This window comes from Citrobacter sp. Cpo015, assembly GCF_030333035.1.
GTDB classification, from domain to species: domain Bacteria; phylum Pseudomonadota; class Gammaproteobacteria; order Enterobacterales; family Enterobacteriaceae; genus Citrobacter; species Citrobacter portucalensis.
Genome location: NZ_JAOWGS010000031.1, coordinates 277,926 through 292,886, shown reverse-complemented (window position 1 = coordinate 292,886; position 14,961 = coordinate 277,926). Strand labels below are relative to the sequence as shown.

The following is a 14,961-nucleotide window of genomic DNA, read 5'->3' as shown; positions in this document are numbered from 1 at the left end:
GTTGTTGTAAAACAGTTGAAACGCATACGTTTACTCAATGAGAATCAATATAAAAAATAACAAAATCAATTGATTATTATATCGCTGAGGAAAGTGTCGGTATGCTGGTCAATTGTCTGAAAATGGCGTGGTCAGATAACCACGCCGGAAGGGATTATTTTTTCTGGCCGGTAATGCGACACCACTCTTCTTTCTCGATAACCGGATCGAGCGTAAAGAGATCGGCATAGGCTTCACAGACGCTTTCCGCCTGGCTGGCAAGAATACCAGAAAGCCCCAGCAAACCGCCCTCAACGGGCAGTACGCTGATTAACGGAGCCAGTTCACGTAATGGGCCAGCAAGGATGTTGGCGACCACCACGTCGGCTTTCATCGCCTCTGGCTGGTCTTTCGGTAGATAAAGCTCCAGACGCTCAGAAACACCATTACGCTGGGCGTTATCACGGCTGGCCTGAATCGCTTGCGGGTCGATATCCACGCCAATGGCTTTCGCCGCACCCAGCTTCAGTGCCGCAATGGCAAGAATACCGGAGCCGCAGCCAAAGTCGATAACCGTTTTGCCGTTAAGATCAAGACCGTCCAGCCATTGCAGGCACAGAGAGGTAGTGGGGTGCGTGCCTGTACCAAACGCCAGACCCGGGTCCAGCATCACGTTGACAGCATTCTCATCCGGGACATCGCGCCAGCTTGGGCAAATCCACAGACGTTCACCAAAGCGCATCGGGTGGAAGTTATCCATCCATTCGCGTTCCCAGTCTTTGTCTTCGAGCTGTTCGATTTTATGCGCGAAGCCTTCACCCAGCAGCGGATGCTGTTCCAGGATAGCAACTACTTCTTTCATGTCGGTTTCTGCATCGAACAAGCCGATAACGTCGGTATCACCCCACAGGCGAGTCTCGCCCGGCAGAGGTTCAAATACCGGCGTATCATGCGTATCCTGGAAAGTAATGGAAACGGAGCCCGCTTCCATCAGCGCATCGCTCAACTCTTCAGCGTTGGCACCGGTCGTGTTCAGTTTCAGTTGGATCCATGGCATGGCAAAACTCTTTATTTATCAGTAGTCAATATGGCGGCTTGCGGGACGGCGGAACCGAAACGGTTGCCTATCAGGAAAGCCAGCAAGCTTATCAGTAACGAGGGCACGATTGGGTGGAAGCCCAGGAACTGAACGTTAAAGGTGGCGAGTAGAGCATAAAGCACGCCGCCGACAATCATCGCGCTCAATGCGCCTGACGCGTTTGCCCGCTCCCAATAGAGGCCCAGCACCAGAGGCCACAGGAAGACGGCTTCCAGCCCGCCAAACGCCAGCAGATTCAGCCAGATAATCATCTCTGGCGGTTTCCAGGCGGCCAGCAACAGCAACGCGCCCAACAGCAGGGTAATCACTGCCGACATGCGTTTCAGCCGGGTTTCGTTTTCCAGCTGTTCCGGGCGAAGGTTCAGGTACAGATCCTTAATGATCGTAGCGGAACTTTGCAGCAATTGGGCATTGATCGTCGACATGATCGCGGCCATAGGTGCGGCGAGGAAAATCCCGGCAGCGACCGGCGGCAGGACTTTGACCATCAGCGTAGGGATTACCAGATCCGGTACCGTCAGGTCAGGGATTACCGCCCGTCCCAGGGCGCCCGCCAGATGCATACCAAACATCAGGATCGCCACCACGATGGTACCGATGATAATGCCGCGGTGTACCGCTTTACTGTCTTTATAAGAGATACAGCGTACCGCCGTATGTGGCAGGCCAATCACGCCAAAGCATACCAGCACCCAGAATGAGGTCATAAACGTGGGTGACAAAATGTCATCAGCTCCCTGCGGCGAAACCAGTTTAGGATCGATAGTCTGCAGGGTTACCACCGCATTGCTGAGGCCGCCGGCAGCATGAACAACGCCGACCAGCAAAACGATAGTACCAATCAGCATCACCATGCCCTGCATGGTGTCGTTCAACACGCTGGCGCGAAAGCCGCCGAACGCCGTGTATAACGCGATGCTGACGCCAAAAATCAGCAGACCGGTTTCGTAGGGGATACCCGCTGCGGTTTCCAGCAAACGTGCGCCGCCAATAAACTGTACGGTCATTGCCCCGACAAACGCGACCAACAGGCTGAGGCTTGCCAGCCATACCAGCAGGCGGCTCTGGTAGCGTGCAAATAGCATATCGTTGAGGGTAACAGCATTATAACGGCGTGCCAGAATGGCGAATTTCTTACCAAGAATCCCCAATGAGAGCCATACGGCGGGCAACTGGATCATCGCTAGCAGCACCCATCCCAGTCCGTATTTGTAAGCGGCACCAGGACCGCCAATAAACGAGCTGGCGCTAATGTAGGTTGCCGTTAGCGTCATCGCTAACACGACACCGCCCATGGAGCGGCTGCCGAGGAAATATTCATTCAGGAAGGTACCGGTCGATCTCTTGCGCATGGCATAAACTGAGAGACCGAAGACCACCAGAAGATAGGCGACCAGCGGAAAAATAACTTCAAGCTGCATCGTCATCCTCCAACGGAATGTCGCGATAGATAAACTTCACCATCGCCCAGCACAGCACGATAAAAACCAGCGGCGTTAGCAGGCAGGCCATTTCGAACCAGTGCGGTAAGCCGGTAAAACCCAGCGTTGAATCTGGTAAGTAAGCGGCCACTAACCATGTGACCAGATATAAAAGGGTTAGCCACAGCGCCCAGCGCGCCTCTTTATGGGCCTGAACAAAACGAGCGTCCATTTTTTGTCCCTTGTGGATAAAGAAAGCGGGGATTGTACCTTATGGCACGTGCGGGAGGGGAGAAAAACAAAAGGCCGGAATTTCCGGCCTTTTCGGTTAACGCACGCTTACTTTTCCTGAAGTCCGAGTTTTTTCTCCAGGTAGTGGATATTGGTTCCACCGTGCTGGAAGTGCTCGTCATTCATGATACGGATCTGCAGGTCAACGTTGGTTTTGATACCGTCGATGATCAGTTCCTGCAATGCGTTTTTCATACGGGCGATAGCGACGTCGCGGTTTTCGCCATAGCAGATCAGCTTACCGATCATTGAGTCATAGTACGGAGGTACGGTGTAGCCTGCGTAAATATGAGACTCCCAACGCACACCAAAGCCACCCGGTGCGTGGAAACGCGTGATTTTACCCGGGCTTGGCAGGAAGGTGTTCGGGTCTTCGGCGTTGATACGGCATTCTACCGCATGGCCTTTAACCACAACTTCGTCCTGCTTGATGGACAGCGGTTGACCCGCTGCGATGCGCAGCTGCTCTTTGATCAGATCAACGCCGGTGATCATTTCGGTTACCGGGTGTTCAACCTGAATACGGGTGTTCATCTCAATGAAGTAGAACTCGCCGTTTTCGAACAGGAACTCGAAAGTACCCGCCCCGCGATAGCCGATATCAACACACGCTTTGGCGCAACGCTCGCCGATGTAGCGACGCAGTTCCGGGGTAATGCCTGGCGCTGGTGCTTCTTCGACAACTTTCTGGTGACGACGCTGCATGGAGCAGTCACGTTCTGCCAGATAAATTGCGTTACCCTGACCGTCAGCCAGCACCTGAATTTCAATGTGGCGTGGGTTTTCCAGGTATTTCTCCATGTAGACCATGTCGTTATTGAAAGCGGCTTTTGCTTCCGCTTTGGTCATGGAGATGGATTGTGCCAGTTCGGCATCGCTGCGCACGACGCGCATACCGCGACCGCCGCCGCCGCCGGAGGCTTTGATGATAACCGGGTAGCCGATGCGTTTAGCATGAGCGCGGTTAGCGTCCATGTCATCGCCCAGCGGGCCGTCAGAGCCTGGGACTGTCGGTACGCCCGCTTTCTTCATCGCGGTGATTGCAGACACTTTGTCGCCCATCAGGCGGATGGTATCAGCTTTCGGGCCGATGAAGATAAAGCCAGAACGCTCTACCTGCTCAGCAAAGTTGGCGTTCTCAGAGAGGAAGCCATAGCCCGGGTGAATTGCCACCGCGCCGGTGATTTCAGCGGCGCTGATGATAGCCGGGATGTTCAGATAGCTTTTTACGGACGGAGCCGGGCCGATACAGACCGTCTCATCCGCCAGCAATACGTGTTTTAAATCGCGATCCGCACTTGAATGCACAGCGACAGTCTTGATGCCCAGCTCTTTACAGGCACGAAGAATACGCAGGGCAATCTCGCCGCGGTTGGCGATAACAATTTTATCCAACATGTTCGCCTCGTTATTCGATGACGACCAGCGGCTCGTCAAATTCTACCGGTTGACCACTTTCTACCAGAATCGCTTTAACTACGCCGGATTTGTCGGCTTCGATCTGGTTCATCATTTTCATGGCTTCAACGATGCACAGGGTATCGCCCGCATTCACTTTCTGTCCGATTTCGATGAACGCTTTAGCATCCGGGCTCGGGGTGCGGTAGAACGTACCAACCATTGGGGAGCGTACGATGTGACCACTGATTTCCGCTGCTGCCGGAGCTTCCATACTTGGAGAGGCAGTTTGTGCGACAGCGTTAGACAGAGCTGGTTGCTGCATCACTGGTGCAGCATAAGCCTGTTGCATCATCGGAAAACTTGCAGCTGGCGCTGCACGGCTGATGCGTACAGATTCTTCGCCTTCAGAAATTTCCAGTTCGGAGATGCCTGATTCTTCAACCAGCTCGATCAGTTTTTTAATCTTACGAATATCCATGAGTGGGTTCCGTACTCTTTGTTTAGTGAGATTGTGACAGGCGTTTTACCGCCGTCTGTATAGCATTTTTATAACAGTGAGTGACAAGATGCCACGCATCTCAGGCGCTGCACTGGGTGCTGCTGCCATTAAGTGAGATTGCCAGACTTGTTAGTCATTGTGCGGCTATCTTCTGCCATTTTCGGGTAAAAGACAAAATATACCTTCAATATGCGATTGTCACCCTTTCAGCGCCTTAAAAACGCTACCGAGGATAGCAAAGTCGCACATTATAACTATTTCGTAGCAATTGGCAGCTAAATACTGGTCTTATCAGGGAAGATAATCAACCGTTAACATGTAAAGAAAATCGGATCGTCCGTGTTTTGCAACGCACTGCACATATCGTGAAACTACCGCCACCACTGGCGAAACTTCTTGTAACGGCACGCTAACAGCACCGCAGCGAGCGCTGCATAAATAATCGGTTGAGGGGAGATAATTTTTACCGACCACAGATAATGTATGGGTGCCAGGATCGCCACAAGATAGACGAAGTTATGCAAATACTGCCAGTTTTTACCCAGCTTTCGCTGTGCAGCCTGCGTGGACGTTAAGGTGAGGGCGAATAATATGACCCAACTGACAATGCCCAAGGTTAAATAAGGCCGCGTAATTAATTCCCGCCCTAACAACGCCAGATTATTAATGCCCAGTTCCAGTAACGCGTAGCTGGTTAAATGCAGTGTTGCCCAGGCGAAACACCATAGCCCTAACAGGCGACGTGTGCGTATCAATAATGGCTGTTTAGCGTAGCGCGCGAGTGGAGAGACCAGCAAGGTTGCCAGCAAGAATTTCAGAGCTGTCCTACCGGTAAAGTGCTGGATATCTTTGACCGGATCGGCGCCCAGAACGCCGTGATTTATCGCCCAAAATAGCCAGATAAACGGCAAAAAACCGGCAAGATGCAGGCAAACTTTCAGCCCGGTAATGTGCTTTGCGGTCAGTCGCACTTAAAAATTCTCCTGCAAATTGAGTCCGCGATACAGTGACGCAACCTCTTCGGCATAGCCGTTAAACATCAGCGTGGGCTGACGCTGTACGTCCAGAATACCGCCAGCGCCAATAAAACGCTCTGTGGCCTGGGACCAGCGGGGATGATCGACATGCGGATTCACGTTGGCATAAAACCCGTATTCATTGGGCGCGGCCAGATTCCAGGTTGTCGGAGGGCGTTCGCGCGTGAGTTTGATACTCACGATCGACTTAATGCCTTTAAATCCATATTTCCACGGCACAATTAAGCGAATGGGCGCGCCATTTTGTGGCGGAAGGGCCTTACCATAAACCCCCACGGTAAGCAGTGTGAGTGGGTGCATCGCTTCATCCAGGCGCAACCCTTCAACATAGGGATACTTCAGCCCGCCGCCAATAAAGTGATCTTTTTGCCCTGGCATTTCTTCCGGTGCGTACAGCGTTTCGAACGCGACATACTTCGCATTGCTGGTGGGTTCCACCTGCGCCAACAGTTTATGTAACGGAAAACCAATCCACGGCACGACCATTGACCAGGCTTCCACGCAGCGCATGCGGTAAATCCGTTGCTCCAGCGGGAAACGGGTGGTCAAGGTATCGTGATCGAGAGTGAGTGGTTTGGCGACCTCACCACTGATTTTTAATGTCCACGGATCGGTTTTCAGGCTACCTGCGTTGGCTGCCGGATCCGCTTTGTCGAGACCGAATTCATAGAAGTTGTTGTAGCCAGAAACTTTATCCGCTGGGGTTAAAGGAAGCGAATTTTGCCAGGCGGCGGGCTTGCTGAAATCAAGCGGCTTTCCCGCGGGCGAGGGCGGGCGGTCATTACCCTTAAACCAACTCAGAAGGTCAGCCTGCGCAGAGTGGGGTAAAGACAACGCGGCTGCGCTGATCCCTAATGCTTTCAGCACATGGCGACGCTGCATAAAAAAAGCCGACTCGTCAGTGACGTCGGCTTCTGTAAATGGACGTAATTTCTTCATAACAGACTCCCGGCTTACGCGTCATAACTGACAGGGGACGCGTAGTTAATATGGCAGGGAGTCTGTAGATGTGCCGCGAAATTTCGTTAATTAAGTGTAAATTTCTGCGCCAGGGTCTGTTACTTCACCTTCACCAGCGTACGGCCTTGCACCTGGTTATTGATGATGGCATCGGCGAACTTCGGCGCATCCGCCAGCGTAATTTCCGTTGCCGCCTGAGCATAGAAAGATTCCGGCAGATCCTTAACCAGACGCGCCCAGGCTTCTGCACGGCGTGTCGGCGGGGTCATCACCGAGTCCACTCCTTGCAAACGAACGTTACGCAGAATGAATGGCATTACCGTGGTTGGCAGAGCGAAACCGCCCGCCAGGCCGCAGGCGGCAACACAGCCGCCGTAGTTCATCTGCGCGAGGACTTTCGCCAGAACTTTGTCGCCAACGGTATCCACCGCGCCAGCCCACAGCTGTTTTTCCAGCGGGCGAGATTCAGCAAATTCATCGCGGCCAAGAATACGATTAGCGCCCAGGCTTTTCAGGTAGGCGTGGGTGCTTTCACGACCCGAAACCGCCGCAACCTGATAACCCAGCTTATGCAGTAACGCAACGGCTGTGCTGCCCACGCCTCCGCTGGCACCAGTGACGACGATCTCACCGTCTTGCGGACGAATTCCTGCATCTTCAAGCGCCATGACGCAAAGCATGGCGGTAAAGCCAGCGGTACCGATGACCATGGCTTTACGTCCATCCAGCCCTTTTGGCAGCGCAACCAGCCAGTCGCCTTTCACGCGTGCGCGTTCTGCCAGTCCACCCCAATGATTTTCACCTACGCCCCAACCGGTCAGTAAAACCTCCTGACCCGCATGAAAACGGGGATCTTCGCTTGCACGCACGGTACCAGCGAAATCGATACCAGGAATCATCGGAAAATTACGAATGATTTTTCCCTTGCCGGTGATAGCCAGGGCGTCTTTATAGTTCAGGCTTGACCAGTGGACATCCACCGTTACATCGCCTTCCGGTAGCTGATTTTCGTCGAGGGGTTGAACGGATGCGAGGGTTTTTCCGTCCTGCTGTTCTAAGATCAAAGCCTGCATAACCTGTCCTCAATTCGTATAGTGGATTGGAAAATTAATAATGAAGACTATACTCGCTAATCAAAACATGATGCCGATTCTGCGCAATAAATTGCCAGATATACCTGATTTGGTAGTATGCCCTCACAGTTTGTATAAATTGGCGGATTTTGCGGTCAGTTTTGCATTTTAGAGTCGATTTATCACTTTCAGGCCTGTTTCATAACTGTCGGAGTTAACACAAGGATGCGATTAACGACGAAATTTTCAGCTTTTGTCACGCTGCTTACTGGGTTAACGATCTTCGTGACTCTGATCGGCTGTTCGCTGAGTTTCTACAACGCTATTCAATATAAGTTCACCACGCGCGTTCATGCGGTCGCGACGGCGATTGATACGCATCTGGTCTCCAGAGATGTCGTTGCGTTAACCCCGCAAATCGATGAACTGATGGTTTCTGTTGATATCGTGCGCATCGAACTGTTGCAGGGCGGAAACGTGGTGTATGACCACTCACGCACCAGCAGCTACCGACCGGCAGGGACAAACAATCTCTACCGCGAGATTACCGTACCGTTGGTCAAGCATCCGGGTATGTCATTGCGTCTGGTTTATCAGGATCCGATGGGTAACTATTTCCATTCGCTACTGACCACCGCGCCGCTCACGATAGCCATTGCTTTCATTATTCTGATGCTCTTTTTGTCTGTGCGCTGGCTTCAGCGTCAGCTTTCGGGTCAGGAGCTGCTGGAGATTCGTTCCACACGTATTCTGAACGGCGAACGTGGACCGAACGTGCGGGGAACGGTCTATGAATGGCCTGCGCGTACCAGCAGTGCGCTCGATATGCTGCTGACTGAAATTCAAAATGCCCGCGAGCAACGCAGCCGCCTGGATACGCTGATTCGTTCCTATGTCGCGCAGGATACAAAAACCGGGCTAAGCAACCGCTTGTTCTTTGATAACCAACTGGCCACGCTGCTGGAAGATCAGGAAAAAGTAGGCTCGCATGGCGTTGTGATGATGGTGCGCCTGCCGGACTTTACGCTGCTGCGTGATAGCTGGGGAATCACCCTCGCGGAAGAACAAATCTCGACGCTGATCAATTTGTTGTCGACTTTTATGACGCGCTATCCGGGCGCGTTGCTGGCGCGCTACCACCGTAGCGATTTTGCTATTCTGCTGCCGCACCGTACGCTGAAAGAGGCGGAAAGTATCGCCGGGCAATTATTAAAAGCGGTAGATGCACTTCCAGCTAATAAAATGATCGATCGTGCCGATATGGTTCATATTGGCATTTGCGTTTGCCGCAGCGGTCAGTCGCCGGAGCAAGTGATGGATCATGCTGAAGCCGCCACCCGGAATTCGGTATTGCAGGGCGGAAATAGCTGGTCGGTCTATGATGACTCGCTGCCGGAAAAAGGTCGGGGCAACGTACGCTGGCGAACGCTGATCGAACAGATGCTCAGCCGGGGCGGGCCGAGAATTTATCAAAAGCCTGCAGTAACGCGTGAAGGCCGGGTGCACCATCGGGAGTTGATGTGCCGTATTTTTGATGGCAACGAAGAGGTCATTTCGGCGGAATATATGCCGATGGTCCTGCAATTTGGTCTGGCAGAAGAATATGACCGTTTGCAGATAAGCCGTCTGATCCTGCTTTTGGGCTACTGGCCGCAGGAAAATCTGGCGATGCAGACAACGGTTGAATCGCTTATTCGTCCACGTTTTCAGCGCTGGCTGCGTGATACGCTGATGCAGTGCGAAAAATCATTACGCAAACGCATAATTATTGAACTTGCTGAGGCAGATGTCTGTCAACATATCAGCCGGTTACAGCCCGTCATCAGATTGATGAATGCGCTGGGCGTGCGTATTGCCGTTACGCAGGCGGGGTTAACGCTGGTGAGCACCAGTTGGATCAAAGAGCTTAACGTTGAGTTATTGAAGCTTCATCCAAGTCTGGTGAGGAACATTGATAAGCGAACGGAAAATCAGCTTCTGGTTCAAAGCCTGGTGGAGGCCTGTTCGGAAACACCCACGCAGGTTTACGCCACGGGCGTACGTTCGCGTAGTGAGTGGCATACGCTGACAGAACGCGGAGTTGCGGGTGGGCAAGGAGATTTTTTTGCCGCATCACAACCACTTGACACTAACGTGAAAAAATATTCGCAAAGATACTCGGTTTAACCTGCCGTTTAATTTGTTTTCACGTAGAATAACGCGCGCTGTGCCTTCTGGGGGTGTGCTTGCCTGCTCGCCAGGTTGTAACAGCAAACATGCAGGTGAATGACCTTTGACAGGTTGCAAACAAAAGCGAGGAGCGCTGCTGATTTATTCAGCCCTGATGGACTCAGGCCGGTTTTGTAACAAAGGAAACGAACTGCACTAATTTTCACCGTAGCAGATGATTTTTGCGCCTTGTCGCTGCTGCGTGTGGTTGGTAAAGTAAGCGGATTTTGTTTTCCGCCCCAGCTTTCAGGATTATCCCTTAGTATGTTGAAAAAATTTCGTGGCATGTTTTCCAATGACCTGTCCATTGACCTGGGTACCGCGAATACCCTTATTTATGTAAAAGGACAAGGCATCGTATTGAATGAGCCTTCTGTTGTGGCCATTCGTCAGGATCGTGCCGGTTCGCCGAAAAGCGTGGCTGCAGTAGGTCATGATGCGAAGCAGATGCTGGGTCGTACGCCGGGCAATATCGCTGCAATTCGCCCAATGAAAGACGGCGTTATCGCTGACTTCTTCGTGACTGAAAAAATGCTCCAGCACTTTATCAAGCAAGTGCACAGCAATAGCTTCATGCGCCCAAGCCCGCGCGTACTGGTGTGTGTACCGGTTGGAGCAACTCAGGTTGAACGCCGTGCGATCCGTGAATCCGCTCAGGGCGCAGGTGCTCGTGAAGTCTTCCTGATCGAAGAGCCGATGGCGGCCGCGATCGGTGCGGGTCTGCCAGTTTCTGAAGCAACCGGTTCAATGGTTGTGGATATCGGTGGTGGTACCACTGAAGTTGCCGTTATCTCCCTGAACGGCGTGGTTTACTCCTCTTCTGTCCGTATTGGCGGCGACCGCTTCGATGAAGCCATCATTAATTATGTTCGTCGTAACTACGGTTCTCTGATCGGTGAAGCGACCGCAGAACGTATTAAACACGAGATCGGTTCCGCTTATCCGGGCGACGAAGTGCGCGAAATCGAAGTTCGCGGTCGTAACCTGGCTGAAGGCGTTCCGCGCGGCTTTACCCTGAACTCTAACGAGATTCTGGAAGCCCTGCAGGAACCACTGACCGGTATCGTGAGCGCAGTAATGGTTGCACTGGAACAGTGCCCGCCGGAACTGGCATCTGACATCTCCGAACGCGGTATGGTGCTGACCGGTGGCGGTGCGCTGCTGCGTAACCTTGACCGTCTGTTAATGGAAGAAACCGGTATTCCAGTTGTTGTTGCTGAAGATCCGCTGACCTGCGTGGCGCGCGGCGGCGGCAAGGCGCTGGAAATGATCGACATGCACGGCGGCGACCTGTTCAGCGAAGAGTAATCGGATGCAGGTTGGGTAGCCCCCGCGGGTTGCCCTTCCGCTCTGATACGAGAATACGCATAGACTATGAAGCCAATTTTTAGCCGTGGCCCGTCGCTACAGATTCGCCTTATTCTGGCGGTGCTGGTGGCGCTCGGCGTTATTATTGCCGACAGCCGCCTGGGTACGTTTAGTCAAATCCGAACGTACATGGATACCGCCGTCAGTCCTTTCTACTTTATCTCAAATGGTCCTCGTGAATTACTCGACGGCGTGTCGCAAACGCTGGCTTCGCGTGACCAACTCGAACTTGAAAACCGGGCGTTGCGTCAGGAACTGCTGCTGAAAAACAGCGAACTGCTGATGCTGGGGCAATACAAACAGGAGAACGCGCGTTTGCGTGAGCTGCTGGGATCGCCATTGCGTCAGGACGAACAAAAGATGGTGACGCAGGTCATCTCAACGGTTAATGACCCTTACAGCGATCAGGTCGTGATCGACAAAGGGAGCGTTAACGGTGTCTACGAAGGCCAGCCGGTTATTAGCGACAAAGGCGTAGTAGGTCAGGTCGTGGCGGTGGCTAAATTGACCAGCCGCGTGCTGCTGATTTGCGATGCGACGCATGCGCTGCCCATTCAGGTACTGCGTAATGATATCCGCGTAATCGCTGCGGGTAACGGTTGCACCGACGATCTTCAGCTCGAACACCTGCCGGCTAACACCGACATTCGCGTTGGCGATGTGCTGGTCACCTCGGGTCTGGGTGGACGTTTCCCTGAAGGTTATCCGGTTGCTGTTGTTTCTTCCGTTAAGCTGGACACTCAGCGCGCATATACCGTGATTCAGGCTCGCCCGACTGCGGGTCTGCAGCGTCTGCGCTATCTGCTGCTGTTGTGGGGTGCCGATCGTAATGGCGCAAACCCGATGACGCCGGAAGAAGTACACCGCGTTGCGAATGAACGTCTGATGCAAATGATGCCGCAAGTTCTGCCTGCACCAGATACCATGGGACCGCCTGCGCCAATGCCAGCACCTGCAACAGGCGTGGCTCCAGCGCCCGCAGATACCACGCCGCCACAACCTGCTCCGCGTAAGCCGGGAGGACAGTAAGTGGCAAGCTATCGTAGCCAGGGACGTTGGGTGATTTGGCTCTCGTTCCTTATTGCACTGTTGCTGCAAGTCATGCCCTGGCCGGATGACATTCTGGTTTTCCGGCCAAACTGGGTGCTGCTCATCTTGTTGTATTGGATCCTGGCACTGCCGCATCGCGTAAATGTGGGCACGGGATTTGTGGTGGGTGCCATACTGGATCTCATCAGCGGCTCCACGCTTGGCGTGCGCGCATTATCGATGAGTATCATTGCTTATCTGGTCGCGTTGAAATTCCAGCTATTCCGAAACCTCGCGCTCTGGCAACAGGCGCTGGTGGTCATGTTGTTATCACTGGTCGTGGATATTATTGTTTTCTGGGCCGAGTTTTTAGTGATCAACGTCTCTTTCAGACCTGAAGTGTTCTGGAGTAGTGTAGTGAATGGTGTGCTTTGGCCATGGCTATTCTTACTGATGCGTAAAGTCCGTCAGCAGTTTGCGGTGCAATAAGGTTGATATGAATACTCTGTATCTTGCTTCAGGTTCTCCACGTCGTCAGGAGTTGCTCGCTCAGCTTGGTGTTACGTTTGAACGACTGGTCCCTGGGATTGAAGAACAGCGTCACCCGCAGGAAAGCGCGCAGCAGTACGTTTCCCGTCTGGCGCGCGAAAAAGCGCAGGCTGGCGTAGTGCTGGCACAGCGCGATTTGCCGGTATTGGGTGCGGATACCATCGTTATCCTTAATGGCGAAGTGTTGGAAAAACCGCACGACGCCGCCCATGCCGCAGCAATGCTGCGCAAACTGTCGGGCAAAACGCATCAAGTTATGACGGCCGTGGCACTGGCCGATCGCCAGCACAGTCTGGACTGCCTGGTAGTGACGGAAGTGACATTCAGAGCACTAACCGATGAGGACATCGCGGGCTATGTTGCCAGCGGTGAACCAATGGATAAAGCAGGTGCATACGGTATTCAAGGGTTGGGTGGCTGTTTTGTCAGGAAGATAAATGGCAGCTATCACGCCGTAGTCGGCTTACCGCTGGTAGAAACGTATGAGTTGCTGACCAATTTTAACGCACTGCGTGAGAAAAGGGATAAACATGACGGCTGAATTGTTGGTAAACGTAACGCCATCGGAAACTCGGGTGGCTTACATTGATGGTGGTATTCTGCAGGAAATTCATATTGAACGTGAGGCGCGACGCGGAATCGTAGGCAATATCTACAAAGGTCGTGTAAGTCGTGTACTTCCGGGTATGCAGGCGGCTTTTGTAGATATTGGACTGGATAAAGCCGCATTTCTTCACGCTTCTGACATCATGCCGCACACCGAATGCGTGGCGGGTGAAGAACAAAAACAGTTCACCGTACGCGACATTTCTGAACTGGTGCGCCAGGGTCAGGATCTGATGGTGCAGGTGGTAAAAGATCCGTTGGGAACTAAAGGCGCACGCCTGACGACGGACATCACGCTACCTTCCCGTTATCTCGTCTTTATGCCGGGTGCTTCGCACGTTGGCGTATCCCAACGTATCGAAAGCGAAACCGAACGCGAACGCCTGAAAAAAGTGGTGGCGGATTACTGCGATGAGCAGGGTGGCTTCATCATTCGCACGGCGGCGGAAGGCGTATGTGAAGAGGATCTGGCCTCGGATGCTGCCTACCTGAAGCGCGTCTGGACGAAAGTCATGGAGCGTAAAAAACGCCCGCAAACGCGCTACCAGATGTACGGTGAATTGGCACTGGCACAGCGCGTGTTGCGTGACTTTGCCGATGCGCAGCTTGACCGTATCCGCGTCGACTCCCGTCTGACCTATGAGGCGTTACTGGAATTTACGGCGGAATATATCCCCGAGATGACCAGCAAGCTGGAACATTACAGCGGGCGACAGCCTATTTTTGATCTCTTTGACGTTGAGAATGAAATCCAGCGCGCGCTGGAACGCAAAGTTGAGCTGAAGTCCGGCGGCTATCTGATCATCGATCAAACCGAAGCGATGACCACCGTCGATATCAATACCGGCGCGTTTGTTGGGCATCGTAATCTTGATGACACTATCTTTAATACTAATATTGAAGCAACGCAGGCCATTGCTCGTCAGCTGCGTCTGCGTAACCTCGGCGGTATTATCATTATCGATTTTATCGACATGAATAATGAAGATCACCGTCGCCGGGTGCTGCACTCCCTGGAGCAGGCTCTGAGTAAGGATCGCGTAAAAACCAGCATTAACGGTTTTTCACAGCTGGGCCTGGTGGAGATGACGCGCAAACGCACACGTGAAAGCGTGGAACATGTACTGTGCAACGAGTGTCCGACCTGCCATGGGCGTGGCACGGTGAAAACGGTGGAAACCGTATGCTATGAAATCATGCGCGAAATCGTGCGCGTACACCATGCATATGACTCTGACCGTTTCCTGGTTTATGCCTCTCCGGCAGTGGCTGAAACCCTGAAAGGTGAAGAGTCACATGCGCTGGCGGAAGTTGAGATCTTTGTCGGCAAACAGGTCAAAGTACAAATCGAACCGCTGTATAACCAGGAGCAGTTCGACGTCGTCATGATGTAAATCGTGTAGTGGCACCCGCGCATGTAGGCCGGATAAGGCGCAAGCGC

The 14,961-nt window shown here is 52.9% G+C and carries 14 protein-coding genes; 6 read left to right on the top strand and 8 right to left on the bottom strand.

Annotation, left to right across the window (positions count from 1 at the left end):
* Window positions 1-154 precede the first annotated feature (154 nt).
* The 8 genes from prmA to acuI all read right to left on the bottom strand — a co-directional run bounded on the left by prmA (window position 155) and on the right by acuI (window position 7,760).
* Window positions 155-1,036, bottom strand: a complete 882-nt coding sequence (prmA, locus tag OGY67_RS12450; RefSeq protein WP_003025221.1) for a 50S ribosomal protein L11 methyltransferase — start codon at window positions 1,034-1,036, stop codon at window positions 155-157.
* Between the two features lie 11 nt (window positions 1,037-1,047).
* Complete coding sequence (gene panF / locus OGY67_RS12445; RefSeq protein WP_020996361.1) at window positions 1,048-2,499, bottom strand: sodium/pantothenate symporter; 1,452 nt, start codon at window positions 2,497-2,499, stop codon at window positions 1,048-1,050.
* The gene (locus OGY67_RS12440; protein WP_003828839.1) at window positions 2,489-2,731 is read right to left on the bottom strand and encodes a YhdT family protein; all 243 of its coding nucleotides are present in this window, start codon (window positions 2,729-2,731) and stop codon (window positions 2,489-2,491) included. Before OGY67_RS12440 ends, panF begins: the two co-directional genes overlap by 11 nt.
* A 107-nt stretch (window positions 2,732-2,838) precedes the next feature.
* Complete coding sequence (gene accC / locus OGY67_RS12435; RefSeq protein ID WP_003828838.1) at window positions 2,839-4,188, bottom strand: acetyl-CoA carboxylase biotin carboxylase subunit; 1,350 nt, start codon at window positions 4,186-4,188, stop codon at window positions 2,839-2,841.
* A 10-nt stretch (window positions 4,189-4,198) separates the two neighbouring features.
* Window positions 4,199-4,669: an acetyl-CoA carboxylase biotin carboxyl carrier protein gene (gene accB, locus OGY67_RS12430; RefSeq protein ID WP_003025210.1), complete on the bottom strand. Its 471-nt coding sequence runs from the start codon at window positions 4,667-4,669 to the stop codon at window positions 4,199-4,201.
* 392 nt (window positions 4,670-5,061) lie between these two features.
* Entirely contained in the window at window positions 5,062-5,661 is a 600-nt protein-coding gene (msrQ, locus tag OGY67_RS12425; RefSeq protein ID WP_198801725.1) for a protein-methionine-sulfoxide reductase heme-binding subunit MsrQ, read from the bottom strand.
* Window positions 5,662-6,666, bottom strand: coding sequence for a protein-methionine-sulfoxide reductase catalytic subunit MsrP (msrP, locus tag OGY67_RS12420; protein WP_286574006.1), 1,005 nt, complete (start codon window positions 6,664-6,666; stop codon window positions 5,662-5,664). It lies immediately after the preceding gene.
* Window positions 6,667-6,785: 119 nt separating this feature from the next.
* Window positions 6,786-7,760 carry an acrylyl-CoA reductase (NADPH) gene (gene acuI, locus OGY67_RS12415; RefSeq protein WP_286574005.1) on the bottom strand — a complete coding sequence of 325 codons (975 nt, stop codon included), beginning with the start codon at window positions 7,758-7,760 and terminating at the stop codon, window positions 6,786-6,788.
* A gap of 225 nt (window positions 7,761-7,985) precedes the next feature.
* Between acuI and csrD the strand changes: the two genes are divergently transcribed.
* From csrD to rng, 6 genes are all read left to right on the top strand, one after another.
* Window positions 7,986-9,926: an RNase E specificity factor CsrD gene (csrD, locus tag OGY67_RS12410; protein ID WP_060683121.1), complete on the top strand. Its 1,941-nt coding sequence runs from the start codon at window positions 7,986-7,988 to the stop codon at window positions 9,924-9,926.
* A 306-nt stretch (window positions 9,927-10,232) separates the two neighbouring features.
* Window positions 10,233-11,276 carry a rod shape-determining protein MreB gene (mreB, locus tag OGY67_RS12405; protein WP_000913396.1) on the top strand — a complete coding sequence of 348 codons (1,044 nt, stop codon included), beginning with the start codon at window positions 10,233-10,235 and terminating at the stop codon, window positions 11,274-11,276.
* 66 nt (window positions 11,277-11,342) lie between these two features.
* Window positions 11,343-12,365 carry a rod shape-determining protein MreC gene (mreC, locus tag OGY67_RS12400; protein WP_003828827.1) on the top strand — a complete coding sequence of 341 codons (1,023 nt, stop codon included), beginning with the start codon at window positions 11,343-11,345 and terminating at the stop codon, window positions 12,363-12,365.
* Window positions 12,366-12,854, top strand: coding sequence for a rod shape-determining protein MreD (gene mreD / locus OGY67_RS12395; RefSeq protein ID WP_003025196.1), 489 nt, complete (start codon window positions 12,366-12,368; stop codon window positions 12,852-12,854). It abuts the gene before it with no gap.
* Between the two features lie 7 nt (window positions 12,855-12,861).
* On the top strand, window positions 12,862-13,455 hold the full coding sequence (locus tag OGY67_RS12390) for a Maf family protein (protein ID WP_048225746.1): 594 nt from the start codon (window positions 12,862-12,864) through the stop codon (window positions 13,453-13,455).
* Window positions 13,445-14,914, top strand: a complete 1,470-nt coding sequence (gene rng, locus OGY67_RS12385) for a ribonuclease G (protein ID WP_003025190.1) — start codon at window positions 13,445-13,447, stop codon at window positions 14,912-14,914. The genes OGY67_RS12390 and rng overlap by 11 nt, the downstream gene beginning before the upstream one ends.
* Window positions 14,915-14,961: the final 47 nt, after the last annotated feature.

Coding starts and splice junctions, on each gene's coding strand:
- acuI (WP_286574005.1), bottom strand. CDS start 7,760: ATGCAGGCTTTGATCTTAGAACAGCAGGACGGAAAAACCCTCGCATCC.
- accB (WP_003025210.1), bottom strand. CDS start 4,669: ATGGATATTCGTAAGATTAAAAAACTGATCGAGCTGGTTGAAGAATCA.
- msrP (WP_286574006.1), bottom strand. CDS start 6,666: ATGAAGAAATTACGTCCATTTACAGAAGCCGACGTCACTGACGAGTCG.
- panF (WP_020996361.1), bottom strand. CDS start 2,499: ATGCAGCTTGAAGTTATTTTTCCGCTGGTCGCCTATCTTCTGGTGGTC.
- OGY67_RS12440 (WP_003828839.1), bottom strand. CDS start 2,731: ATGGACGCTCGTTTTGTTCAGGCCCATAAAGAGGCGCGCTGGGCGCTG.
- rng (WP_003025190.1), top strand. CDS start 13,445: ATGACGGCTGAATTGTTGGTAAACGTAACGCCATCGGAAACTCGGGTG.
- prmA (WP_003025221.1), bottom strand. CDS start 1,036: ATGCCATGGATCCAACTGAAACTGAACACGACCGGTGCCAACGCTGAA.
- OGY67_RS12390 (WP_048225746.1), top strand. CDS start 12,862: ATGAATACTCTGTATCTTGCTTCAGGTTCTCCACGTCGTCAGGAGTTG.
- accC (WP_003828838.1), bottom strand. CDS start 4,188: ATGTTGGATAAAATTGTTATCGCCAACCGCGGCGAGATTGCCCTGCGT.
- csrD (WP_060683121.1), top strand. CDS start 7,986: ATGCGATTAACGACGAAATTTTCAGCTTTTGTCACGCTGCTTACTGGG.
- mreC (WP_003828827.1), top strand. CDS start 11,343: ATGAAGCCAATTTTTAGCCGTGGCCCGTCGCTACAGATTCGCCTTATT.
- mreB (WP_000913396.1), top strand. CDS start 10,233: ATGTTGAAAAAATTTCGTGGCATGTTTTCCAATGACCTGTCCATTGAC.